This is a genomic window from Paenibacillus alkaliterrae, from assembly GCF_021532375.1.
In the GTDB taxonomy this organism is placed as follows: domain Bacteria; phylum Bacillota; class Bacilli; order Paenibacillales; family Paenibacillaceae; genus Pristimantibacillus; species Pristimantibacillus alkaliterrae.
This window is the reverse complement of record NZ_JAKGAP010000024.1, coordinates 49,987-76,846: the sequence shown is the minus strand read 5'-3', so window position 1 is coordinate 76,846 and position 26,860 is coordinate 49,987. Positions and strand designations below refer to the sequence as shown.

Sequence of the window (26,860 nt, the reverse complement as noted above, 5' to 3'; positions counted from 1 at the left end):
ATCTAGAAACTAGCCTTAATACGTCGCACCTCCCGCCAAACGCCCTCAATAGCTCACCACTCACCCAAATTAGTCTAGAAAATAGATCTAATCCGGCCAAACTAGCCCATTCAGCAAACTTAGATCTAGAAACTAGCCTTAATACGCCGCACCTCCCGCCAAACGCCCTCAAAAGCGCAGCACTCACCCAAATTAGTCTAGAATGTAGATCTAATCCCGCCAAACTAGCCCATTCAGCAAACTTAGATCTAGAAACTAACCTTAATACGCCGCTTCTCCCGCCAAATGCCTTCAAAAGCGCAGTACTCACCTACATTAGTCTAGAAAGTAGATCTAATCCCGCCAAACTAGCCCATTCAGCAAACTTAGATCTAAAAACTAGCCATAATTCGCCGCTCTCTCACGCGCGCCGTCGTAATCACAAATACATTTGAGCGGCTTTCGTTGTTATACGATAGGTTCGTATACGCTTTTCTCCAGATGCTTGCTCAAGAAGTTCCTGTTGCAGCAGCTGGTGCAAGTATTTGAGCGCTGTGCAGTGGCTTACTACAAGCAGCACTTCAACCTCCTTTGGGTTAAAGGCTGCTTCTTGTCCGCGTCGCTGAGCCCATCTTATGATTTCACGCTCCTTTAATGTTAGCTTGAGATTGGAAGAATCGGCACGACCGATGCCATAGAGCTTGCCGAGCAACTGCTGTATGAATTGCTGACATTGGCGAGGTTTCTCGATCACATCATCAAAGGAGAAGCGTATAACGATCCAATCATCGAGGACAAGCTGGTTTTGCCGAAATCGATCGTCACCGAACTTGCGTCGTGAGGCATTTCTTTGATGTGTGCGAAAACCGTCGATTTCGATGGAGATGCGATAAGGCGGGCGAATATATGCGAAATCGAGAAACCGACTGCCGTCTCGATAATCATTCACTTCATACTCGGGATGTAAAAACTCGAAGCTCCCAACCACCTGCCACCACACTTTAAGTGCAAATTTTTGTTCTCCGTGGTCATCCCTTTCAATTAAGCGACTTCTGCGCTCACTTGTCGGCTCCCGCAGCTCCTTATGCAAATCGAGCCATTCGCAGTAAGCTCGTTCTGCAATCCCTAATTTACAAGCTGCTTCAAAACCCGCTTCAACTATGTCCATTCGATCCTTCATCATCCACGTTCAGCTCCCATTGCCTAATCATAAAAAAACACCGCTCTTCCTCGAACGATCGTTCGAAGAGGAGCGGTGTGCTTCACCTAAAATAATAATAATCGATTAGTATGCGGATGTCACGCTGGTATCGCTTAGCTCCCTCTCCTTGATGCTCTGCCAGGTGGCGATTAAGAAAAAAACATTTTAAACAGCTAACGAAAAAACTGTTCTCAGGGTCTTATTGACCTGTGGGAGCAGTTTTTTGTATGGGCGGATATCTTCTGCATGAAAAATCTGTATACTTTAGTATATATGACAGTCTAGCAAGAATTAAGTATGATAATGACAGATGGTAGCTGATTATGTTATTTTTTTTCGGGAAAAAGGTAAAAGTTAGAAGGAACCCCATCGAAGATTGTCGAAATATAGTAATAAAGTTGGATTTACATAATCGAAATTTCGAGGTGCTGTATGAACGGTTTATGCAAGTTCGCGATTGTCTTGATTCTTTCGCTATTTATAGCTGTACCCTTTCTTTCCACATCGGCTCATGCCTTATCAAATGCATCTTCTATTGCGATTTCGGAGTGGGAAATGATGTGGGAGGAGGATCTTGAAAGGACGGTTCAGGATGTTGCATCTAAAGACAATTCTATCAAGTGGATGAAGTTCTCTTTCGGTGATGATTTACCGATCAAACCAACACATATTCAATCAGGATGGTTGAGATTTAAACTCCCGACGCTTAATCTAATGAGACCGGCTTTATTGATTAGTAATCTAACCGGCAAAGAAGTTGCTATTTATATTGATAATAAAGCTGTATATGAATCAAAACGAAATTATCCATACTTTCGAAATGAAATATTACTTCCATTGAATTCAAATGAGATGGGCAAAATAGTATATATTCAATTACATACAAATTCACAGATATTAGGCTTAGAGGACCTAATAAAAGTTGGAGAATATCAGAAATTAAGCAAGGACTTTATGAAACATGATATGTTCGATGTAATTTTGGGGGCAGCATTGGTTTTTATTTCCTCAGCTATGTTTTTATGCATCATTTTTCTTAATAAGTCGTTCTTGGCTAGTTGGACATCTCTTTGTGTTATTATTTTTTCAATAGGAATAATGATTATAACTTATTCTCCTTATCTACATACCGTATATAAGCAGTACGGATTCGTATCTTATTATATGTTTGATATCGCTGGCAGTTTGTTAATGCCTTCTGTTTTTATCTTTTTTGGTAAAATATTTGGCAGAGGTCCATATGGTTTAATAACACTTATTAAAAATGTTCAGATTGGTATAGCAGCGTTCAATATAACTTTTCTATTTGTTTCTTTCACTTCAGAGAAAGCCACATACTACTATCAAATGACTACAATATTAACATTTGGCGGGTCTGTGATAATTGGTAATCTGCTTTTGTTTATTTTTTTAATTAAGTTTTGCTTGCAAAAAAATAAAGAAGCTATTATTTTAACATCAGGATTTGGATTGTTTGCTTTAATCGGGGTATTAGAAATGATATGGTATTTTATTCGCGATATGAAGTATGATTTGTTTTTATGGAAGTGGGGAATTCTTAGCTTCATTGCATCGCTTGTTATCATATTGACAAGAAGAATACTTCAAAATTATGAGCAAGTGATACAATATTCTAAGCAGCTTGAAATATTCAATAATGAGCTTCAAAGATCAGAAAAGATGGAAATAATAAGTCAATTAGCTGCTTCTATAGCTCATGAGGTACGTAACCCGTTGCAGGTTACAAGGGGTTTTCTTCAATTACTGCGTGAAAAAGCTGCGAACGATAAAGAAAAGGGATTTATGGTTTTGGCAATCAATGAATTGGATCGGGCATCGGAAATCATCACAGATTTCTTAACTTTTGCCAAGCCTCAACTTGAACAGACAACACTCTTGAATATTGCTGAGGAGCTTCATCAGATCGAAGGAATATTACTTCCATTAGCAAATATGCAAGGCGGAGTAATAACGGTTGACTTAGAGGATAATTTATATGTACGAGGCAATTCTTCTAAATTCAAACAAGCACTTATTAATATCATTAAAAATAGTATTGAAGCATTTGATAAAGAAGGTATTATTGTTATTAGAGCTTATTTGGATAAAAACGCAAAGGAAATTCTTATAAGTATTAAGGATAACGGAGAGGGAATGAGTGAATTTGATTTAAAAAGACTTGGTGAACCCTATTATTCCAAAAAATCAAAGGGAACTGGGTTAGGATTAATGGTTACTTTCCGTATAATTGAAGTTATGCAAGGGAAAATAAAGTTTTTTAGTAGTAAAGGGATGGGGACTGAAGCTGTTATTCATTTTCCTCCGGCAAATAAATAGCGCTGACTGCTCTAATAGGAGCAATCAGCGCTTGTTTTTTATAATCTTAAATCCACATTGCACCTTCAACATTATTTTCGATTGTCACCTCAGCAGGCTTCTGGGGAATTACAAGATAATACTTGTTAGCCGTTTCTTCTACGGCTTCGATTTCGATTGTATCCGGTACATCGATACCAAGCTCTTCTTTAACAGCTGCTTTCGGATTGGCGAGAAGTTTCTTCTTGAATTCGGCGTCTTCCCATGCTTTTTGAATAATTTGATCCTTCAACGTTTGTTCTGCGGTCATAATAATGATCACCCTTCCGGATATGTATAAGATTACCATTACTAGTCTAACATGAGATGTCGACAAAATCTACATAAAAACACGAATTTTTGACAAAAATATGAGCCTTAAGAAATAGTCGTATAGATACAGGCCCTAGATTACACATAGCTCATCTGAACTTTCTGACTGTTCATACTCCCGATAATTTGGTATACTCTTTTACACGATGTACAAAGAAGAAAAGAGGCTAACTATGTCGCAAGATTCCAGACCACTGTACAGCAGGATATATAAGGAATTAAAAAACAAGATAGAATCCGGGGATTACAAGGTAGACGAACAGATTCCTACAGAAATTGAGCTCGCTGAAATGCACGGAGTAAGCAGAATTACATCAAAACGTGCACTTATCGAGTTGGAGCGGGAGGGGTTGATATATCGAAAAAGGGGAAGCGGCAGTTTTGTAAAAAAACTCGATAACCGCTCTCTCTCGTCGATCTCGGAAGGCAAGATTATATCGATGATTTTGCCTTATGTAGCGGCCAACGGTTTGTTGGGTTATATTCATGGCGCGACGGACTACTTGGACGATAAGGGGTACTATCTCGCAATCCATTCGAGCAATTGGAGCAAGGATAAAGAAAAAGAGTTGATATATAGCCTGCCCCGGCGCGGAGTGTCAGGCATTCTTCTCTACCCGGTCAGTACTTTGAAGAACCTGGACGCGGTATATTCGTTGTATATGAACCGACACCCGATTGTGACGATCGACCAGTATTATGACAATGTTCCTGTGGGAAGCGTAACTTCTGACAACTTCAATGGCGGCTACATGGCTGCGTCTAAGCTGATTGAACTGGGACACAGGCGTATTGCCTTTGTGTCAAGCATTAATCTTCAATACAGAAGCTCTGTCAGGGACCGATTCTACGGTTATTGCAAAGCGCTGCAGGATGCGGCTATTTCAATTGATGGAGATATTATCGTTGACGATTTTATAGATAAATACGAATCCTCTGAAAAACAGGAATTCATTCAATCGCTAATAGACCGTTTGTTGGAGAAGGGTGTTACTGCGATTCAAGCAGAACACGATCATTTGGCCGTAGACCTTGTGCGTACGGCTGTGGAACGAAACGTAATGGTGCCGGAAGACCTGTCAATTGTAGGTTTCGATAACCACGAGATTACCGCAAATATCGAAATACCTGTTACGACGATCAACCAAAATTTTTATGAAATCGGCAAGCAAGCGGCCGCGATGCTTGTGGATCAGATCGATCAGGGAATCGCGCAACAGCAAAACAAAGTAGAGATTGAAGTGGAATGGGTCGGCCGGCAATCAACTGGGCCTGCCAATTACACAAACGTATGATCGGAAAAAATATAGAAGCACAAATCTCAGCCATTTATGCCCCGCCTGAAGAGGCAGGGGATAAATGGCTGATTTAGTTAAAGGTATAACTTTTACTTTTTAAAATAAAAATATGTTATGACAACATATTTACAAAAAACATTATACAGAATATAATGGGAACAAATCCCCCCGTTATTGTTATACTTAATGCTTCTGGGGGCTGCACTCTAACTTTCCAATGCGCAGAAGACAGGAAGGATTAGACGACATGAAGGCGCTTACGCCAAACGAGGAGGTGAGCCGAGAAAGGCAAGGAAAGAGCGGGTCATTTGAAGTGCATTCTAAAATACGTTCAAAGGGGTAATCGTATGCCAAAGTTGAAAGCGCTTAATTTATTTTCTATCATCCTTGCTTTTGTACTTATTTTTTCGATTATAGGTTGCAGCAGCGGTAACAGCGCAGAGGGAGAAGCTCCTGCGGAAACCGCAACAGAAAAGCCGACTGAAGATACGAAAGCTCCAGCGGAAGAACCGGCCGAAGAAGTAATCGATATGCAAGGCAAGCCGATCAAGATTGCAGCATGGTGGAGTGCCGATCCGCGGGCAGTTGCCGAAGCGGATCGCGACGCTTTTGCTCAAAAATCGATTGAAGTGATCGAGCAGGTTGAGAAGAAGTACAATACGAAAATTGAGTTTGTGACACTCGACTACAACCAATTCGTGGAGCAATTCACGACGACGTCCTTGGCCGGCGAGCCGATTGCAGACATCGTACGCTTGGAATTGTTCTGGATGTTCCCGAAGCTTGTGAAGGACGGCTTCGTAGCTCCGCTTGAAGATTACATTGCGATTGACCAGGCGAAGGTTCCGGCGTGGATGATCGAGGGCGGCACGTACGAAGGGAAACAATACGGGCTCGTAGAAAGCTCCCCTTCCGGTTTTGGTGTATGGTATAACAAAACATTGTTCCAAAAGCTGGGCCTTGAAGATCCTTACCAGCTGCAGCAAAAAGGGGAATGGACTTGGGAGAAGTTCGTAGAAATCGCGAAGAACGCAACGAAAGATTCGGACGGCGACGGCAAGGTGGACACCGTTGGTTTGAGCGCCGGAGCTAGAGATCTGTTCAATATGTTCGTCTATACGAACAACGCTTCGGTTGATGTAGCGGAAGACGGAACTCCGAAATTCTCGTTGGACAGCCCGAACGCGATGGAAGCTGCACAAGCTTTCTATGACTTGTACAACACGCACAAAGTTGTGGATACAGCTGGCGAGCAGTTTGTTAATGGCAAGGTGGCAATGACGATTCACTTTACGTGGGAAATTGGCAACTACAAGCAAAACATGACGGACGAGCTTGGCTTCGTGTTCTTCCCGAAAGGTCCGAAAGCAGAGAAATATACGACTCATACACCGTTCGGCAACATGTGGGCTGTATCGAAAATGTCCAAGAATGCGGAAGTTGCTGCGAAGGTATTGGACGAAATGACATTGTGGAGAACCGTTTATCCAGATGTTCAGGATATGGTCAACGAATCGCAGCAAGCGACGTATCCTTCTGCCGAGATTGTCGACACAGTAAGACAGATGGGGAAAAACGTGGAGTACATCAACTACACGGTATATCCGGAAGCTACTGCCATTCTCGATGAAGCTACTAAGAACATGGCCGAAGGAAAAGAAACGCCTGCAACGGCAATTGAGAAGATCAAACCGCTGTTGGAATCTTCGATGAAGCAAATTTTGGAGTAATTTTGAGGTAAGTATCATTTAACGATCTCTTGCGATGCGCCTCCATGCAATCAAGCTGGAGGTGCACGTGTAAGAGGAAGGGGAGCTTCGATTGCGCCAGTCATCTAACATTAAAAAGTTTCTAGCGACCTGCTGCTCTGCATTGATGGCAGCAGGGTTGTTGGCGAGTGCGCCAGGCATTTGGGCGGAAGAGAAGGCGGCTGAGACGGGTGAATCATCATTGGCAATTGAGAAGGCGTTTCATGCGAACGGATACGACCGTTATCTCGACCGGTATATAGATGAGGCCAAGCCGAAGCAAGTCATTCGAGTTGAAGCTGAGCATTACGAAGCCGTTGAAGGGATGGAAGCCGGACCATTCGAGGACGGAAACGGGAAGAGCGGCGGTGCCGTGCTTGCCGATGAAACAGGCACCATTCGCTGGAAGTTCGAAGTAAAGAACGCCGGGCTCTACAACATCAAACTCCGCTATTTCAATGTTTCCGGGAAAAATTCGGATATTGAACGTGAGCTTCGTATTGATGGGCAAATCCCGTTCGCAGAAGCGAACAGTATTTTTTTGCAACGAACCTGGAAGAGTGAACAGAGTGAAGTTGAACGAGATGATCGCGGCAACGATATTCGGCCGAATCAAACGGAAGAGTCGGTCTGGCAAGAAGTTGCGCTTCGGGACATAACAGGATATTACGAAGAGCCTTATTTTTTTTATTTTAGCGAGGGGATTCATACTCTATCATTAACCTCATTAAAAGAGCCGGTAGTTATCGATTGGATCGAACTATTTCAGACGGAAAAAATGATTGATTATAAGGATCAATTGGACGTATATAAGCAGAACGGTTATGGGGAAGCTTCCAATGCTTTCGTTAAATTGCAGGCTGAAGACGCCGTATTGAAGTCGAGCTCGACACTATATCCGATCATGGACCGTACTCCAACTACAGAGCCTTATCACGTTTCGAAAATGCGCATGAATGCGATCGGCGGCTGGAATTGGAGAATGCCTGGGCAGTGGATTGAGTGGGAGATTGAAGTGCCGTCAAGCGGATTATACCAAATTGCGCTGAAAAGCAAACAAACTGCCAATAGAGGGCTTTCATCAACAAGGGCGCTGTACGTTGACGGGAAGATTCCATTTAGAGAAGCTGGCAGGCTTTCATTTGAATACAGCGGTGACTGGCAAATGAAAGTGCTGGGCCCGGAAGACCAGGATCCTTATTTGTTCTATTTAACGGAAGGGAAACATCGTCTGCGGTTGGAGGTCACGCTCGGGGAGCTTGCTCCGATATTGCGGACCGTGGAATCCAGTGTATTAGAGCTGAATTCGCTTTACCGTAAAATCATTAGCTTTACCGGTGTGGTACCGGATCCATTCCGGGATTATCAATTGGAGAAACGGATTCCGGAGTTAATAGACGGGTTGCTTCAACAGAGTGAGACGATCGATGGGGTTGCTGCCTTGCTTGAGGGTTATGACGGAAAAACGAGCGAACGGACAGCGTTGCTCCAAGCATTATCGTATCAGTTGAAGGATATGGCTGAACGTCCTGAAACGATTCCGTCGCGTCTGGAGCCTTTCAAGACGAATGTAGGTGCGCTCGGCACGTGGATGATGCAGGTGAAGGAACAGCCCCTGGCTATCGACTATTTGTTAGTGACATCGCCCGGCGCAGATTTGCCGAGAGCGAAAGCGACCTTGTTCGAAAAAATTGTCCATGAAAACGCCTCGTTCTTTGCTTCTTTCTTCGAGGATTACGCCAGCGTCGGTACGGTCGAAAATGAAGAAGAAGCTGTTTCCGTATGGGTACTAACGGGACGAGACCAAGCACAAACGTTAAAGAAAATGATCGACAACGATTTTACATCAGAAACGGGCGTTCCGATTAAACTTCAGCTTGTTTCCGCTAATGTACTGCTTTCCGCAACGCTTGCGGGTAAAGGTCCGGACGTGGCGATACAGGTGGGGAACGATGTTCCGGTCAATTTTGCGATGCGCGGCGCGCTTCAGGATTTATCCGAATTTGAAGACTTCACTGAAGTGATCAAGCGGTTCCAGCCGAGCGCGATGGTTCCATACGAATATTTGGGCAAATACTATGCGCTGCCGGAGCAGCAAATATTTCCGGTGCTCTTCTATCGGGAAGATATACTCCATGAGCTCGGGCTAAACGTACCGGAGACGTGGGAAGATGTTTACCAAATGATCCCGGTGCTGCAAAAGAACAACCTGCAGTTCGGTTTACCGCAGGCAACGCTCGATGCATCGGCGGTAACGGATCAGATGCCGCCAAATCCGACATATACTATGATGTTGAATCAGAGTGACGGCGAGTTATACCAGAATGACGGTAAATCCAGTGCCCTTGATACGGAAGTGTCGATCCAGGCGTTTCAAAAGTGGACAGAATTGTATGCGAACTATAAGCTGCCTATCGCGTTTGACTTCCCGAACCGGTTCAGAACCGGGGAAATGCCGATTGGGATTGCAGATTATTCGACGTACAACCATTTAAGCGTCAGCGCGCCGGAAATCCGGGGGTTGTGGGACTTTGCGCCGGTGCCGGGCGTTCGTTTGGATAACGGAGATGTACGCCGTGAAGCTCCGGGACGCGGATTCGGCGTCGTCATGTTTAAAGATGCCAAGCATAAGCAAGCGGCGTGGGAATTTATGAAATGGTGGACCGCGAAAGAGGCTCAGGTGGATTTCGGCCTTGAGATGGAAGGGCTGATGGGCATTGCCGCCCGTTACCCTACAGCAAATATGGAGGCGCTCCAAGAGCTGCCTTGGCCTACAGCCGACTTAACGAAGCTGATGGGTCAATGGCAATGGGTGAGAGGAATTCCGGAGGTTCCAGGCGGTTACTTTACGGGCAGACATCTGGACAATGCGTTCCGAAGAGTTGTTTTACAGGGGGATGACGCCAGGGAGACGATTGACCTATACGTCCGATATGTGAATGAAGAAATAACGATCAAACGAAAAGAATTCGGGCTTCCACTAGAGAAATGAGGGGATTCTTATCCAAAGCACAGCTCGTGAACGTTCCGTTGTGAACGTGCAACCCCGGCCAAAGTCGACGAAATTGAATACTTTGGTACAAGACATGAAGTTAAGCAAGCATTCGTATATATTGTTGGCGCCATTTTTTATCATTTTTTTCCTGTTTACTGTGCTTCCCGTCATGATGTCTCTGGCGCTTAGCTTTACGAATTTCAACATGCTTGAATTTCCGCGGTGGACCGGATGGGACAATTATGTGCGGTTATTCGTGAAGGATGATGTGTTTTTAATCGCATTAAAAAACACGTTTTTATTCGCCGCGATTACTGGTCCTATCAGTTATTTGGCTTGCTTTATTTTTGCATGGCTCATCAATGAGCTGCCTCCGAAAATTAGGGCATTCATTACACTAATCTTATACGCACCGTCCATTGCGGGCAGCGCGTTTATGATTTGGCAAATTATGTTTAATGGGGACTCGTACGGGTACTTCAATGCATTCTTAATGAAGTGGGGCTTCATCACGGAGCCGATCCTTTGGCTTCAAGATCCTAAGTACATGCTTGGTATTGTTATGATTGTTCAGCTATGGTTAAGCCTCGGCACAGCGTTCCTTGCGTTTATCGCTGGTCTCCAGGGCATTGATCAAACGCTGTTTGAAGCGGGGGCTATGGACGGGATTCGGAACCGTTGGCAGGAGCTTTGGTTTATTACGCTTCCATCTATGAGGCCGCAGCTCATGTTTGGAGCGGTGATTCAATTGACGACTTCGTTTGCGGTTGCCGAAGTCAGTATTTCTTTGACGGGCTTCCCGAGTACGGATTATGCCGCGCATACGATCGTCACTCACCTTATGGACTTCGGTACCATTCGTTTTGAAATGGGATACGCTTCTGCTATAGCCACTGTGCTGTTCGGGCTTATGATTGGAATGAATCTTGTGACACAGCGGCTTTTAAAGAAAGTGGGGGAATAAGCACAATGATTCTTCGGTGGTTGTTGCCTAAACGTCTGAATCGTTCGATCAGTGTGGACATTTTGCTATTTCTAATGATCGGCAGTGTAGCTGCTTTCATGGCCTTGCCGCTCGTCTTTGCCATTAGCAACGCGTTTAAGCCTATGGATGAAATTTTCGTGTTTCCGCCTCGGTTTTTTGTTAGAAATCCGACGTTGGATAACTTTTTTGATTTGCTGCATTTGTTTAATGATTCCTGGATCCCGTTCTCCCGGTACATGTTCAACACGGTGTTTGTTGCAGTCGTTGGGACAGCGGGCCACGTCATTCTGGCATCGGCTGCGGCTTATCCGCTCGCGAAACATCATTTCCCGGGTAAACAATTATTGTTCAGCATGGTCGTTCTCTCCCTCATGTTCTCGCCTCACGTAACGGCAATTCCGAACTACATGACGATGTCATGGGTAGGGCTGATCGACAACTATGGCGCGTTAATATTGCCTGCTTTCGGATTTTCGTTAGGTTTGTATTTAATGAAGCAATTCATGGACCAAATTCCAGATGTGTTGCTTGAGGCAGCGAAAATCGATGGCGCAACCGAGTACCGGATTTTCTGGACGATCGTTATGCCGATGGTCAAGCCGGCTTGGCTTACGCTCATTTTGTTTTCATTCCAACGTTTGTGGGCTGCAAATGCCGGCGCACAAACGTTTATCTACAGCGAACAGCTGAAGACGATGGATTACGCGTTCAGCCAAATCGTTCAGGGCGGGATCGCCAGAACGGGAGTTTTCGCAGCTGTAACGTTTCTTATGATGATGGTGCCGATCGGTGTATTTATTTTGACGCAAAGCAATGTCATGCAAACCATGTCGACCTCGGGCATGAAGGATTAAAGAGGGAGGGGACAACATTTTGAAAATCAAAGGCATCCTTGGGGTCCTCATTGCCCTGCTGCTGTTTCCAGCTTTTCCGAAAGAAGCTTTCGCTTCCGCATATCCGGGGTACATTTATTCCTATGACAAAGAGGCTCACCCTTCCCCCTTGCCGTATGTTTCGTCCAGAACGATCGACGGCAAGCAGTTGAAGGTGGGGGCGTTCCGTTCGCCTAACGATATTTTTATCGATAAGGACGGGGCTTTGTACATTGCTGATACTGGTAACCACCGAATCATTGTCATTGATCGGGAAACGGAGCAAGCCAGGGTAATCGATAGATTCCAAAATAATGGAACCGAGGACCATTTCAACGAACCGCAAGGCGTGTTTGTGGACTCGGAGAATGAACACATTTTTGTAGCAGATACATTAAATAGACGCATCGTCGAGTTGAGGAAGGACGGAGCTCTCGTCAATATCGTTGAAGAGCCAAAGTCAACGCTCATCCGGACCAACTTTCAATTCGCGCCTATTAAGCTTGTGATGGACAAGGCAAAGCGAATGTATGTTGTCAGCAAGGGATCGTACGAAGGACTTATGGAATTTGACGGGGACGGAAAGTTTGTAGGGTTTATCGGGACAAACCGGGTTAAGTTCAACCCTATTGACCTTCTCTGGAAACGGATCTCAACGGAAGAACAGCGGGAACAAATGGTTTTGTTCGTTCCGTTGGAGTTTAACAATGTCGATATTGATGAACATGGTTTTATGTACACAACTACATCGGAAGTCGGTTCGAACGAGCCGGTGAAACGATTGAATCCGTCGGGGGTCGACATTTTGCGGCGCGAGGGGTTTCATCCTCCGAAAGGCGATATCCAAATTACGCAAACCGGCAGCGTGACAGGAGGCTCAACATTCATCGATGTAGATTCCGAACGGGCAGGGATTTATAACGCTCTCGATTTTAAGAGAGGCCGTATTTTCACATACGATAAAGATGGCCATTTATTGTACCAGTTTGGCGGAATCGGCAGTCAGCTGGGAAGGTTTAAAGCTCCATCGGCGCTTGACTCGTTCGAAGACAACATCTATGTATCGGATCGAATGCTTGGAACCGTCACTGTGTTTGAACCGACGGTTTACGGCAAAGCCGTTCGCAAAGCTGTGACATCCCATTACGACGGAAACATGGAGCATGCTGCAGAAGCTTGGAATGAAACGCTGCGACTGAATCGAAATAATGAGATCGCCTATATCGGTATAGGGAAAGCGTTGTTAAAGCAAGACCGCTACGTCGAAGCGATGGCCCACTTCGAATTGGGAAACAATCGCAGCTATTATTCGGAAGCATTCAAACGGAACCGTGAACTATGGTTGGAAAGAAATTTCGGCTATATGGCAGGAGCGATTGCGCTTGCGGCCGCTGTTTACATGTTTGTCAGAAAAAGGTTCAGAACCTCAACTGCGGTCAATTATACGGATGCGGGAATATGGAAAAATCCGTTCTACACCGCTATCCACCCATTTAACGGATTTTGGGAAATGAAATATGAGCAAAAGGGCAAGGTCGGAATTGCCTTTGGCATACTGCTCGGACTTTTTGTTGCGATCGTTTTAAAGCGGCAGTTCAGCGGATTTATAGTGAACTACAACGATCTTACTGAATTTAACAGCTTTGATGAACTGAAATTCGTGATACTCCCGTTCCTGCTTTGGTGTGTGGCCAACTGGTCGTTAACGACGCTTATGGAAGGCGAGGGTTCCTTCAAGGATATCATCATGGCTACCGGTTATGCTCTTCTTCCTTTAATAATCGTTTATATACCGCAGCTTGTTTTGAGTCATGCCGTGACCGCGGAAGAAAGCTCCTTCTATTACTTGCTAAATACAGTTGCCGTACTTTGGTCGCTATGGCTATTATTTGTGGGCACGATGACGGTGCATCAATATACGCCAGGCAAAACGATTGTCACGATGCTGCTTACGATTGTAATGATCGGTATTATTCTGTTCTTATCCTTATTGTTATTCAGTGTGTTGCAGCAAATGTTTTCCTTCGCAATATCCATATACAACGAAATCATATTCCGCATGTGAAAGGGGGGGATAGCGTGAAAAAAACCGGAATTATGCTATTAGCCGTCTGTGTTCTCGCGATGGGAGTTGTAAGCTGGGGATATGTGAAGCGGCAAAACACCGGTTCTAATCATCAGGAAACCCTTGCCGTTTCAGCGGATGCGGAAGGTAACGCAGTAACAAACGTGGTCCCCTTATCCGGCACGGCTTTGGAGAATGGCATGATCGAAGCGGCAAGCAATGAAGCTCTCTCCTTATACATTCATCCGGCAACGACCGAAATTGCCATTCTTGATCGGGCATCGAACGAAATGTGGTACTCGAATCCCCAGGATTTGAAGTCCAATGAGAAGCTTACTCCGCTTTATCAATCCTTGTTATCATCACAGGTGAAGCTTTCCTATTATAACGAAAAGGGACAAGTCAGTACGTTTAACAGTTTTGACGACAGCGTGAAAAAAAACCAATTTGAAATCGGGAAAGTGGATCAAGGCGTGAAAGTAACTTATACGCTTGGCAACGTAATCAAAGGATTGGATGTTATTCCGCTCGCAATTAGCGAGAAGCGATTTCAAGAGGAAATTATTGAAAAGGTCGAAGACGAAAAGATTCAGAAAAGTATCATTTATAAATTTGCATTCGATAAAGATAATAAGGTCTACACGCCTAGACCGATGCAGCCTTTCGTGGTAGAGGAAGTCGCAGGAATATTGGAGTCCATAGGGTATACCAGCGAAGATGCCGCTTATGATAACAAGGAGAACGGGATGGAATCCATTTCGTCAGCGAAATCGATTCAATTCAAGGTTTCGGTCGTCTATTCATTGGAAAGGGATCGTCTTTTCGTATCCGTTCCGACTAACGAAATCGTGTACCCTGAAAAATTTCCCATTCTTTCACTTCATGTATTGGAATATTTCGGCGCTTCAGGCTTGGAAGATCAAGGTTATATGTTCGTCCCGGATGGTTCCGGCGCGCTTATTCACCTGAATAACGGGAAAACGGCGACAGATCCTTATAAAGCATCTGTTTACGGTGAGGATGCTGCGATCGTTCAGAAAGAGAAGATTCAAGCGAACATGCCGATCCGGATGCCCGTCTTCGGGATCGTTAAAGGACGTCATGCTATGATGGGAGTCATTGAAGAGGCGGAGGCGTTAGCGAGCATAACGGCAGATGTAAGCGGCCGGAACCATACCTATAATTATGTGTCATCTCAATTCGATCTTATGGCAGCGGACCAAATTTCGCTGTCGTCCGGTGACCAGAAAAGCGCAATTCCTGTATTCCAATCCCGCATTTATGAGGGAGATCTTAAGATAAGCTACAGCTTTCTGAACGGAACGTCAGCATCTTACTCGGGCATGGCGAAGCTTTACAGGGAAAGACTTGCGGATCAATACGGTTGGCAGCGAATCTCGGAGAACACAGAGCTTCCTTTCGTATTGCAAGTTGAAGGGGCGTTTCCGCGGAAGCAATCGTTTCTTGGCGTCCCGTACGAAAGTCTTGAGCCTTTAACGAAATACAAGGAAGCGGCTGAAATCTCTGATCTGTTACTGCAAGAGGGAATATCGAATATTCATCTTCGCTACTCGGGATGGTTTAACGGGGGCATTCGGCACGAGTCTCCGAAAGACATTCAGTTGGAGTCGAAATTGGGAGGAACCCGCGGCTTTGAGGAATTAAAGCAATTTTCGAATGAAAACGGAATTACGTTATACCCTGATGTTGCTTTCCTGAGAAAGCATAAAGGCTCATCGGATGCGGCAATGTTATTAAACAAAAAGAAAGCCAAGGTCTATGAATATAGTCCGGTTTATTATCTTGAGGACAAAAGCCGGTTCTTGCATTATGTGCTCTCGCCTTCGGCGCTGGAGCCTGCTGTTGAAGCTTTCGCAAAACAGTATAAGCATCTCGGGGTAACGGGGTTGTCTTTACGCGACCTTGCGTCTGACGTCAATTCCGACTTTAAGACGGAAGCGATGGTTGACCGGCAGCAGTCGAGAAACGTTGCGGCGAAGCAGACGGAAAAATTGGGATCAAGCGTGGAGCGAATGATGGTCTTAGGAGGAAACGTGTATGCGGCTTCTTATGCCGATATCATCGTCGAAGCGCCGCTTCATAGCAGTCGGTATGCGATTCTGGATGAGGATGTTCCGTTCTACTCCATGGTACTCCATGGGTATGTCGATGCAGCAGGAAAAGCATGGAATATGGATTTGCAAGCAGGACGCCAAAAGCTGCTGAAAGCGCTGGAAACGGGTTCAGCAGTTTATTATGATTGGTTTTATGCGGAGCCTTCTGTCGTTAAAGATACAAAGTACGATTACTTATTCTCTTCCTATTATAAGGATTGGTTGAACGAAGCTTCAGAGTTATATGAGGAAGCGAATCTGGTTTTACAAAACGTAAGGGGACAAACCATTCAATCGCATGAGAAGCTTGCAGAAGAAATATATCGAACGACTTACGAGAATGGGTTTGCGATTATCGTGAACTACGGGGATCAAGCGGCTGCGATTGACGGAATTCAAATTGACGCTGAAGGTTACTGGGCGGGAGGTGACTAAATTGTTGAAGAAAAATTTATCGTTGGAGCAAAGGAAAGCATGGTACGGCGTATTGTTTGCGGCCCCGTGGATGATTGGGTTTGCGTTTCTGTTCCTGATCCCGCTGTTCCAGTCTTTCCGGTTCAGTATCAGCACATTAAAATTAGCAACAGGCGGTTTTATAACCGAATACGAAGGACTTGCGAACTTTAAAACTTTACTGTTTACTCACCCGACGTTCAACCGAACGCTGGTGGAAGCGGTAAGCAAGATGTTGGTCAATGTGCCGATCATTATTATTTTCAGTTTGTTCGCAGCCGTTCTCCTCAATCAGAAGTTTAAAGGACGCACGTTGGCCCGCGCGATCTTCTTTCTCCCGGTCATTATTGCCTCATCGGCGATAGCGGGATTGGATTCGAATAATTTTATCGCTAACGTTATGCAATCTGCGAGCGGGGCGGCCGAAGAAGGCGGCAATTTCCTGCAGAGCTTCGAGCTGGAGAAGATGCTGTTGGATTCGGGCATGGCCAAAGGCTTCGTCTTTTATTTAACAGGTGCGGTGGATCGGATTTATGAAATTATTAGTTCATCCGGCGTGCAAATTTTAATTTTCCTGGCGGCTCTTCAGTCCATCTCTCCCTCGTTGTACGAATCTGCGAAGATGGAGGGCGCAACGGGTTACGAAATTTTTTGGAAAATTACGTTTCCGATGATGACTCCGTTAATTTTGACGAACACCATTTATTCCGTTATCGATTCATTTAATAACAACTCCATGAGCGGGTTGATCTCCAAGACCGCTTTTGCACAATTCGAATTCGGTCACAGCGCAGCAATGTCATGGATCTATTTCTTAATCATCTCCTTGCTATTGCTCATCATTGGCTGGATCATCTCTAAGAGAGTATTTTACTACGACTAGTTCGACAGGGAGGTGCGGGCCATGCAAACGAGATTACAAACGATTCAGAACTCGATCAAGCATGTTAATCCGTTAGATACCGTCAAGCGGTGGAGCTGGATCGCATTTCGCGCTCTGCTTGTCACGGGCTTGTGTTTTATTATTCTGTATCCGCTGATCCAGAAATTGTCCGTTGTGTTCCGCAACAGGAGCGATATGTATGACCCAACGGTACTATGGATTCCTAAAAGCTTCACTTTGGACAATGTGATTAAGGCAATGGACACCATGAATTATTGGATTGCTTTTAAAAATACGCTTTTCATCTCCGCGGGTACAACTCTCCTGCAGGTGCTTTCATGCGGTCTGGCGGCGTATGCGTTCGCCCGCTTGCGCTTCTGGGGAAGCGAGGTGCTGTTTTTCCTGGTCATCTTTACGATCGTTGTTCCGCCGCAAACCTTGATGATCCCTACGTATTTAACGTATCGTTACTTTGATTTTTTCGGGATTCTTGGGTGGTTCGGACTGGACGGCATCAATTTGATTGATACGGTGTGGCCGTTTATTATGTCTTCTTCTTTAGCCGCCGGCTTGAAAAATGGTCTTTACATCTTCATTTTCCGCCAATTTTTCCGGGCGATTCCGAAGGAACTGGAAGAAGCGGCTTATGTGGATGGCTGCGGGATAGGGGCCACATTTTTTCGCATCATTTTACCGAATGCGGTACCGGCGTTCATTACAGTTATCCTATTCTCTTTCGTATGGCAATGGAACGACAGCTACTTCGTTTCGCTTTTCTTTAATAAGGAGCAGGTGCTTTCGACACAAGTGTCTGCCTTAACAGCGCAAATTTATCAAACGATTACGAACGATCCGCTGTATGTGTCGATGATTTTAAATACCGGAACGCTGCTTGTCTTGGCTCCATTGATCATTATGTATATTTTCGTACAAAGATATTTCGTGGAAAGTGTAGAACGAACCGGTATTGTCGGATAAGCATCCAACATGGGCATTTGGAGATGGCTCGCAAAATATTTATGGATTTAGGAATATATTATTCTGAAAGCCCTACTTGCCGGTTGGTTTTATAATTCGAAAACGGGACTGTAAGACAGTCAGGGGGCGATTTGAATGCATCGTAAGACAGCGCATATTATATCCCACACTCATTGGGATCGGGAATGGTACCTTCCGTTTGAGAAGCATCGTTTCAGACTGGTGCAGCTCATGGATGAGTTGATTGAGGTTTTGGAAAATAACGCGGATTTCCGAACCTACCACCTCGATGGGCAGACGATCCTCCTTGAGGATTACTTGGAGGTTCGTCCCGACCGTCGGGCGCAGCTCGAGAAGCTGATTAGGGACGGACGGATTCATATCGGCCCTTGGTATATTCTGCAAGATGAGTTTTTAACGAGCAGCGAAGCCAATATTCGAAATTTATTATACGGGCACAAGGATGCCGCGCGGTATGGGAACATATCCAAGCTGGGTTATTTCCCCGACTCCTTCGGAAACATGGGACAGGCTGCGCAAATTTTAACGCAAGCCGATATCGTGACGGCGGTATTCGGAAGAGGTGTCACCCCGACGGGATTCAACAACACCGTAGATCATCAATCGAATTACGAATCGCCGTATTCCGAGATGATCTGGCAGTCTCCTGACGGCTCGGAAGTGCTGGGCATCCTGTTTGCGAATTGGTACAGCAACGGGAACGAAGTTCCGAAGGATGAGGAAGCAGCGAAATCGTTCTGGGAGTCACGGTTAGCCGCTGCCCAAGCATTCGCGTCGACCCCTCATCTGTTGTTCATGAACGGGTGCGATCACCAGCCGGTCCAGAGGGATCTTCCGGAAGCGCTGACTGCTGCGAAACAGCTGTTTCCGGACATTGAATTCGTGCATTCGAATTTCGATGATTATATCGCCGCTGTTAAGGAGAATCTCCCAGAGAAGCTGCAAGTCGTGAAGGGCGAGCTTAGGAGCCAACGTACGAACGGGTGGGGCACGCTTGTAAACACGGCTTCCTCCCGGATCTACTTGAAGCAGGCGAACGAAAAAGGACAGACCTTGCTGGAGAAGGTGGCCGAACCGATGGCCGCGATGGCTTATACGGCAGGCAAAGCCTACCCTCATCATTGGTTTGAATACGGGTGGAAGACGTTAATGAAAAACCATCCGCATGACAGCATTTGCGGGTGCAGCATCGACGAGGTTCACCGGGAAATGACGGCGCGCTTCGAGAAAAGCCTCCACGTGGCGGAATCGATTGTGGAGCAAAGCGCCGAATATCTTGAAAAACAAATCGATACCCGGTTATACGAGCCGTACGGCGCATCCGCATTGCCGATCGTCGTATGGAATACGACCGGATGGGGGCGAAGCGGTGTCGTTCGCATAAAGCTCGACGTGGACCGCGTATATTTCCGTGAAGGCATCGGCTTTGACGAGATGCGCCGAAGCATGAAGCAATTGCCGCTCGGACAAAGAAAATTGGTTGATCCGCAAGGGAAGACGATTCCTGCTTCGGTCAAAGATTTGGGGATTCAGTTCGGCTATGATCTTCCGGATGACCAATTCCGTCAGCCGTACTTCGCAAGATCGGTAGAGCTGGAATTCGAGGCGGCAAATGTTCCGGCCCTCGGTCACCTTGTTTACGCATGGGTGGAAGGCTCCGGAAGCGATGATGATGAGAGCACCCCATTGCTGGTCACGGGAGAACGGACGATGGAGAACGATTACGTTCGAATTGTTATCGCGAATAACGGAACGTGGGAATTGACGGAGAAAAAAAGCGGCCATACGTTTAAAGGACTCGGGGTATACGAAAACACCGGGGATGTCGGCAATGAGTACATGTACAAACAGCCGGACGGGGACGTTGCCCTTACGACGGAACACCTCGCCGCGGACATTCGGCTCGTTGAGAATACTCCTTACCGTGCGTCGTTCGAAACGGTTCATGTGATTCAGGTACCCGAACAGGCTGATGAACTTCTGCAGCAAGAGCGGGAGGAGCTGGTTTGGTTTACTCAACGAAAAGCGAGCCGCTCGCAGAAATTTGTTCCTATGGAAATTAAGACCAGGATTACATTAGATAAACATGCGCGAGGAGTGCTCGTGAAAACGACAATCGACAATACCTCCAAGGATCACAGGCTTCGGGTGTTGTTTCCTTCCGACTTACATAGTGCGACGCATTATGCGGATTCGATCTTCGAAATCGCGGAACGGGACAATGAACCCGCGCCCGAATGGAAAAACCCGAGCAACTGCCACCATCAACATGCATTTGCGAGTGTCTACGACGGGCAGATGGGATTAACGGTAGCGAATAAAGGTCTGAACGAGTACGAAATTCTGAGGGACGGCAGAAACACCATTGCCGTTACGTTGCTTAGAGCAGTCGCCGAATTGGGCGATTGGGGCGTATTCCCGACGCCGGAGGCTCAATGCCAAGGTACACATACGGCGGAATATATGATCTTCCCTCATAGCGGCGATCCGAAGCGGACAGGGGTATACGCTGAGGCATATCAATTCCAGGTCCCTTGGACAGCTTTGCAATCCGGGGTACACGGCGGCACAATCCCGCCCGTGCATTCCTGGATGCCGTGGAGCGGAGAGACGCTCGCCTTCTCATCGTTGAAGGTTTCGGAGATGACAGGCGACATCGTTGCAAGATGGTATCAAATGGGGGCGATTCAAGAGAATTTATCGGTGCGGCCTCAATTCCCATTCGGAAAGCTGCACACCAGCGATGTCCTCGAAAGAAGGAAGGAAGCCGTTCCTGCCGTTGCAGACGGAAATTATATACTGCCTGTCAAAAAATATGAAATCATAACCCTAAGTATGGAAATCAAAGGAAATTGAAAAATATCCCTTGCTTACCGAATGGAGAGCAAGGGATTTTCCAACTCTGAAGTGAAAGTACCCGCAGGCATGGAAGTCATTGCTGCTTTTTCCTTTTAGATTGTCACGCCGAATCCCGCGGAATCAACGCAGCGGAAAGCTGAATTTTTTCACTAGGCGAACCGGGACGCTCGATCCGGCGTTGAAGCGATTCGATAGCGCGGGTGCCTAACTCCTCTTTGCAAAGGTTGACTGTCGTCAACCGCGGAGATGCTAAGGCGGCCGCTTCCACGTTGTCGATGCCCGCTACGCGGCATTGGTCCGGGATAGACCATTCCATCTGCTGCAGTTTCCGCATCCATTGAAGTGCGATGTCGTCATTGGCACCGATCCAAGCATCCGGCCGCTCCTCCGGGGGAAGATGGGCGAGTCGCTCCGCTGCGGCGTCTTGCCATCCGCCTTCTTCATAAGAGAGCTCCCACTCGAACAGCTTCGTTTCCTTGGAACCGTAACGTTCCACGGCAAGCCGAGCACCGATACGTCGTTCGGCAAAGCTGACGGATCGGCTATTGTCACCTAGAAATACGATCTTCCGGCATTGCCGGTATAGCAGATGGCGCGTGACCGTGATTCCCGCTTCGATATTGGCATGATTCACCGAATCGCAAGCGAGCAGCGGCTCGCTGTGGTCGACAAGCACTAACGGCTTGCCCGTGCGGGCCATCCGCTGCAGTGCATCGTATGGATGAGAACCCAGTACAATCAGGCCAAGACAGCTGCTCCAATCCAAATGCGGCGCTATCGCTTCCTGAGGAGATTGTGCGGTTTCGGGAGAGGACGAGAAAGTTTGGGATACAATGACATGGTGCCATCCCCTTTCGTTGCATCCGGAGATCAAGCCTCCCAAAACCCGCTGCCAGTAGTAAGGCTCACCTTGATTGGATTGATTGATAAAGATCAGGACAAAGGAAGAAGCGGTGCCGGCGGCAGTCGGGAACGTGTTATCCTCCTGACGCGGAAGCTCATAACCCAGCGTCCGGGCGAGTTCTAAGACGCGTTCGCGCGTCGTTTGGCTTACGCCGGATTTCCCGCTGAGTGCCCGGGAAACGGCGTACTTCGATAAACCGAGTTGATCGGCTATCATTTGGATCGAAATTTTACGGGGCATATGAATCTCCTTGACGATTAGTACTAAAGGATTTAGACTGAAAGTAACATAACGTTATTGTAATATATAATAACAAAAATAACAAATATGAATATTCGGAGGCAGCTATGAAAATATTGCTCTTTTACGATGAAACGTTTCCTTATGAAGGAGCGCGCCCCGCGCAGCAGGTATTGAAGGAGGCTTCCGCGTGGGCGGAAATCAGCAGCGCGGATGCGTTGTCAGACCGATTGGCAGAGGGAGGCTGGGACGCGCTCGTTCATCTGCATGGATCCTATTTTCCTAAATCGGCATGGAAATCCGTGAAATTGCATCTGGAGAGCGGCGGCGGATTGGTTCATACGGGAGGCGTTCCATTCCGCAGACCGGTCGTTAAGGACGGCAATGCTTGGAGGGTCGAACGGGAGCAAGTCGCGTATCATCAGCTGCTGAACATTCACGACGCATTGCCAGTGGATGTCCATAAAGTAGAGCGGGTGGTCGCTTCCAGCGAATTTGCGATTTTTCAGGGCAGCGAAAGCCTCTTTGGGATCGAACCAACTTGGGGATTGACGCTTCATCCGACGAAATCAAGCGATATTCCAAGCGAAATGGGATCCGGCGGTCCGATGGATGCTCATATTTATCCGTTGCTCATCGGGGTTGACCGTGACGGGAGGGAGAGAGCCGCCCCAATCGTGTTGATCGAGAACACCAAAGGCGATTATGCCGGTGGGCGTTGGGTACTCGTCAACCAAACGTTGCAGGCGCCATTCTGGAGCGGCCGCGGCCTTGAATTGCTAAAGGAGCTTGCCGAATTTGCTGGACGCGGTGTAACCGAATTGTGGCTGAAGCCTAGTTATGCGGTTTATGAGGCAGGCGAACAACCCCAGCTGACGCTGCAAGTACAGACGCTGTCCCGCACTTATGCAGTCAACCGGAACTGGTCGTTTGAGCTGTCAGTCGGACACGAGGGAAAGGCTCCGATCTGGACCGGAACCGTTCAAGCTCATACGGGGACGGACAGTCGGGATTTACAGCTGCTGCGTATTCCCGTACAGGTTCGGGCGGAAGCTGGCCTTTACCGGGTCCGCTGCGAAGCTAGGTCGGATGTAGGCGATGTCCGTTTGATGACGCAAGCGTACTGGGGCATGGACCGGGAGCTGCTGCAGAGCGGGGAGCTGCTGGAATGCGGCCGCGATTATTTCATCCGCGGCGGCCGCCCGATGCCGATTGTCGGAATGACGTATATGACCTCGGATGTGGCGCGCAAGTTTCTCCATCTTCCGAATGTGGACCGCTGGGAGCGGGATATGGCGGAGATGAAGCGCGCAGGGATCAACCTGGTTCGCACCGGGATCTGGACAGGGTACCGTTCGATTATGTTCGCTGACGGACATGCGGCAGAAGATATTATGCGGGCCATCGACGCTTTCATCTTGACGGCGAAGAGGCATGAGCTTGAGGTGACATTCACCTTTTTCTCGTTCGCGCCTGAAGCTTGGGAGGGCGTCAATCCGTATTTGGATCCGCGAGCCTTAGAAGCGCAGAAGCGGTTCATCGCTTCCATCGTCTCCCGCCATCAAGGAACGAAGAACGTGCATTGGGATTTGATCAATGAACCGTCCCTCTTCGATCCTGCACGGGTCTTCGAAGGGCCCCGCACCTTAGCGGACCGATTTGAACGCAAGGCGTTCTCCGATTGGCTGCAGGAACGCCACAAGAACGATATAACGCTGATTCAAGAACGGTGGAACATGACACCCGAGCAGCTGCCGTCCTTCGAAGCGGCGATGCCGCCTGACCCGAACGATACGCAATTCGACAGTGTGCTGCTTCCGAAGAAGTGGGCGCGGTGGCTTGACTATACATTGTTCACGATGGAAATGCACAACCGCTGGGCATCGGAGTTGACCGCCGCAATTCGTCGTTCGGATCCTAAACAGCTGGTGACGGTCGGGCAGGATGAGGGGCTGGGCGCTCAAAGGCCGTCACCGTTCTTCTATGCTCCGGCTGTGGATTACACGACGGTTCACAGCTGGTGGCTGATGGATCAACTGGTATGGGACGGCATCTTCGCAAAGACGGCCGATAAACCGAATTTGATTCAAGAAACCGGGATCATGCATATCCAAAGACCGGATGGCATTGCGAAGCGATCCGAAGAGGAGCTGCGCAACATTCTCGAACGGAAATACGCTTATGCGTTCTCGACCGGCGGTGCCGGAGCCGTTCAATGGATTTGGAATATTAACTACTTTATGAACAACGCGAACGAATCGAATATCGGTGCGCTTAGAGCCGACGGCACCCAGAAGCCGGAGGCGGATATCTCTTACGATTTCGGCCGATTCATGGGCGAAATCAGCGGACTGTTCGAGGGACGCGTGCTGGAAGATGTGGCGGTCGTCTATCCGTATTCCAACGATTTCTCGAACCGCAAGCACGCTTTCCAATCCACCGCGCAGGCAATAAGGGTACTCACTTACGGGATGAACATACACCCTCGAGGCATCGGGGAGTATCAACTGGAGGATCTTGAGCGGGAGCCTGCCAAGCTGGTTATCGTGCCAAGCCCGCATAACTTCAGCGATGACGCTTTTGATCGGTTGGCCCAGCTCGCGAAGAGAGGAAGCACGGTACTCTGGACCGGTCCGCTTCGCAGAGATGCCTACTGGGGCCCGGCCAATGAACGGCTCCAGGCTGAAATCGGCGAGACGGTACACGGCAACGTGCTGCGTGAGGAAGCGCTGCTGCTGAACGGGAAGCTTTACGCAGCATCATTCGGGGATCGCAAAATCGGCACGGTTGCCATTGATATTCCGGTTAGCGGCGGAAACGCGGCAAACAATAGCGGAGCGCTCAGTCCAATCACAGCGAAGCTCGGGACGGGCCGCTTCATCTGGTGTCCGCTTCCGCTTGAGCTGAATGACCGCTGGGAACCGATACAAGCGTTGTATACGGAAGCGCTGCGCATATCCGGTGCCGTATCTGAGCTTGAATGGTTAAGCGGCGGGGAGCTTCCGGGAGTATACGGGCGAAAGCTTCAATTTGCTGAAGGATGTCTTTACATTTTCGTGTCCGAATACAGCAGCGATACCGACATTCAGGTGCGCGATCCGCTGACAGGAGCCGATTATGCGTTTACGTTGGATAGAGAAAGAACGGTTATGTTTGCCGCCGACCGTGAAGGACGATTGCTGTCCGTATACCGTCCGGATCAGGTGAACGTTCGATGCAGCGGCGTCAACTCTGCTGTATAGGAGGAGCTATGTCATATGGAACAATTTAAGCTGCCGAAGGTAAGCATCCCTCGACTGGAGCTTCCGGAAGCGATAAAGAAAGTGCTGGACGAGGCGGAGGAAAAGCTGGCCCGCCGTCCCAAGCTGTTGCACCAGTTTCGGAACTGTTTTCCAAATACGCTCGAAACGACAACGAAGCTGATGGACGATGGCACGACCTTCGTCATTACGGGGGATATTCCCGCGATGTGGCTTCGCGATTCGGTCGAGCAAATCATTCATTATGTACCGTTCGCGAAGGATGATGCGGGGCTGCAGCGAATCATCTCGGGGTTGATCAAGCGTCACTCCATGTATATCGGTATCGATCCTTACGCGAACGCCTTTAACGAAACGGCCAACCACTGGCATTGGGACGCAAACGATGAAACCGAGATGTCCCCTTGGGTTTGGGAACGTAAATTTGAGTTGGATTCGCTTTGCTTTACGGTTCGTCTGGCCTATATGTATTGGAAAGAAACCGGTCTAACCGATATTTTCGATGAGCAGTTCAAACAGGCGCTGCGCGCCATTGTCGACGTATGGCAAACGGAACAGCGCCATTTCGAAAAATCGAAATACCGGTTTATGCGATACAACTGCCCGGCTATAGATACGCTGCGCAACGATGGATACGGGATGCCCGTCAATTACACGGGAATGGTATGGTCGGGATTCCGTCCGAGCGACGATGCTTGCGACCTGCATTTCAATATTCCATCCAACATGTTTGCCGCTGTTTCGCTTTCCCAAATGCAGGAGATGGCGAAATGGGTGTACCGCGATGAAGCCTTTGTTCAGGAGATGAAGCTTCTGGAGGAAGACATTCGCCACGGCATCCAGCTTTACGGGGTGTACAACCACCCGACATTCGGGAAAATTTACGCTTTCGAGACGGACGGATTCGGCAACTACTGTCTGATGGACGATGCGGGCACGCCAAGTTTGCTATCGATTCCGTATATCGGCTACACGGACGTCAATGATCAAATCTACCAAAATACGCGCCGTTTTATTTTAAGCAAAGAGAATCCGTTTTATTTTGAAGGGAAAGCTGCGAAAGGGATCGGCAGTCCCCATACGCCGCCGGGATACATCTGGCACATGGCGTTATCCATGCAAGGCATAACCGCCGCGACAGATGAGGAAATGCGGGAGATGATCGATTTATTGGAAGCGACCGATGCCGATACCGGCTTTATGCATGAGGGATTCCATGCCGATGATCCGAAACGGTTTACCCGTCCTTGGTTTGCATGGTCGAACAGTCTTTTTTCGCAGCTCATTTATCGCGCAATGGTGAAGGGAATTTTGTAA

16 protein-coding genes are annotated in these 26,860 nt (G+C 47.5%); 13 read left to right on the top strand and 3 right to left on the bottom strand.

All coding sequences use genetic code 11. The features are described 5' to 3' along the window. Nucleotides 1–418 precede the first annotated feature (418 nt). Entirely contained in the window at nt 419–1,162 is a 744-nt protein-coding gene (locus L1N85_RS12490; protein ID WP_235238358.1) for a DNA-binding response regulator, read from the bottom strand. Nucleotides 1,163–1,612: 450 nt separating this feature from the next. On the opposite strand from L1N85_RS12490, the gene L1N85_RS12485 reads away from it, so the two are divergent. Beyond that, nucleotides 1,613–3,517, top strand: coding sequence for a sensor histidine kinase (locus L1N85_RS12485; RefSeq protein ID WP_235238355.1), 1,905 nt, complete (start codon nt 1,613–1,615; stop codon nt 3,515–3,517). A 46-nt stretch (nt 3,518–3,563) separates the two neighbouring features. Here L1N85_RS12485 and L1N85_RS12480 read toward each other — a convergent pair whose 3' ends face one another. Next, nucleotides 3,564–3,806: an NHLP leader peptide family RiPP precursor gene (locus tag L1N85_RS12480; RefSeq protein ID WP_235238353.1), complete on the bottom strand. Its 243-nt coding sequence runs from the start codon at nt 3,804–3,806 to the stop codon at nt 3,564–3,566. Between the two features lie 235 nt (nt 3,807–4,041). Here L1N85_RS12480 and L1N85_RS12475 point away from each other — a divergent pair, with 235 nt between their 5' ends. The 10 genes from L1N85_RS12475 (at nt 4,042) to L1N85_RS12430 (ending at nt 21,136) form a co-directional block, all read left to right on the top strand. After that, on the top strand, nt 4,042–5,163 hold the full coding sequence (locus L1N85_RS12475) for a GntR family transcriptional regulator (RefSeq protein ID WP_235238347.1): 1,122 nt from the start codon (nt 4,042–4,044) through the stop codon (nt 5,161–5,163). 350 nt (nt 5,164–5,513) lie between these two features. Continuing rightward, the gene (locus L1N85_RS12470; protein ID WP_235238345.1) at nt 5,514–6,896 is read left to right on the top strand and encodes an ABC transporter substrate-binding protein; all 1,383 of its coding nucleotides are present in this window, start codon (nt 5,514–5,516) and stop codon (nt 6,894–6,896) included. A gap of 91 nt (nt 6,897–6,987) precedes the next feature. Further along, the gene (locus L1N85_RS12465; protein WP_235238343.1) at nt 6,988–9,906 is read left to right on the top strand and encodes an extracellular solute-binding protein; all 2,919 of its coding nucleotides are present in this window, start codon (nt 6,988–6,990) and stop codon (nt 9,904–9,906) included. Nucleotides 9,907–9,952: 46 nt separating this feature from the next. After that, nucleotides 9,953–10,873 (top strand): carbohydrate ABC transporter permease, encoded by a 921-nt coding sequence (locus tag L1N85_RS12460; RefSeq protein WP_235238366.1) that lies wholly within the window; start codon nt 9,953–9,955, stop codon nt 10,871–10,873. Nucleotides 10,874–10,878: 5 nt separating this feature from the next. Further along, complete coding sequence (locus L1N85_RS12455) at nt 10,879–11,748, top strand: carbohydrate ABC transporter permease (RefSeq protein ID WP_235238340.1); 870 nt, start codon at nt 10,879–10,881, stop codon at nt 11,746–11,748. 19 nt (nt 11,749–11,767) lie between these two features. Continuing rightward, nucleotides 11,768–13,831: a YIP1 family protein gene (locus L1N85_RS12450; RefSeq protein WP_235238339.1), complete on the top strand. Its 2,064-nt coding sequence runs from the start codon at nt 11,768–11,770 to the stop codon at nt 13,829–13,831. 14 nt (nt 13,832–13,845) lie between these two features. Beyond that, nucleotides 13,846–16,380, top strand: coding sequence for a DUF5696 domain-containing protein (locus L1N85_RS12445; RefSeq protein ID WP_235238338.1), 2,535 nt, complete (start codon nt 13,846–13,848; stop codon nt 16,378–16,380). Then, nucleotides 16,373–17,281 (top strand): carbohydrate ABC transporter permease, encoded by a 909-nt coding sequence (locus L1N85_RS12440; RefSeq protein ID WP_328285203.1) that lies wholly within the window; start codon nt 16,373–16,375, stop codon nt 17,279–17,281. The genes L1N85_RS12445 and L1N85_RS12440 overlap by 8 nt, the downstream gene beginning before the upstream one ends. Nucleotides 17,282–17,302: 21 nt before the next feature. Then, nucleotides 17,303–18,259 (top strand): carbohydrate ABC transporter permease, encoded by a 957-nt coding sequence (locus tag L1N85_RS12435; RefSeq protein ID WP_235238333.1) that lies wholly within the window; start codon nt 17,303–17,305, stop codon nt 18,257–18,259. Between the two features lie 135 nt (nt 18,260–18,394). Next, nucleotides 18,395–21,136: an alpha-mannosidase gene (locus L1N85_RS12430; RefSeq protein ID WP_235238329.1), complete on the top strand. Its 2,742-nt coding sequence runs from the start codon at nt 18,395–18,397 to the stop codon at nt 21,134–21,136. Between the two features lie 103 nt (nt 21,137–21,239). Here the strand turns inward: L1N85_RS12430 and L1N85_RS12425 are convergent, their stop codons facing one another. Continuing rightward, nucleotides 21,240–22,283 (bottom strand): LacI family DNA-binding transcriptional regulator, encoded by a 1,044-nt coding sequence (locus L1N85_RS12425; RefSeq protein WP_235238326.1) that lies wholly within the window; start codon nt 22,281–22,283, stop codon nt 21,240–21,242. Between the two features lie 107 nt (nt 22,284–22,390). On the opposite strand from L1N85_RS12425, the gene L1N85_RS12420 reads away from it, so the two are divergent. Together L1N85_RS12420 and L1N85_RS12415 are read left to right on the top strand one after the other, a co-directional pair. Then, nucleotides 22,391–25,525 (top strand): beta-galactosidase, encoded by a 3,135-nt coding sequence (locus L1N85_RS12420; protein ID WP_235238324.1) that lies wholly within the window; start codon nt 22,391–22,393, stop codon nt 25,523–25,525. Nucleotides 25,526–25,540: 15 nt separating this feature from the next. Beyond that, entirely contained in the window at nt 25,541–26,860 is a 1,320-nt protein-coding gene (locus L1N85_RS12415) for a glycoside hydrolase family 125 protein (protein WP_235238322.1), read from the top strand.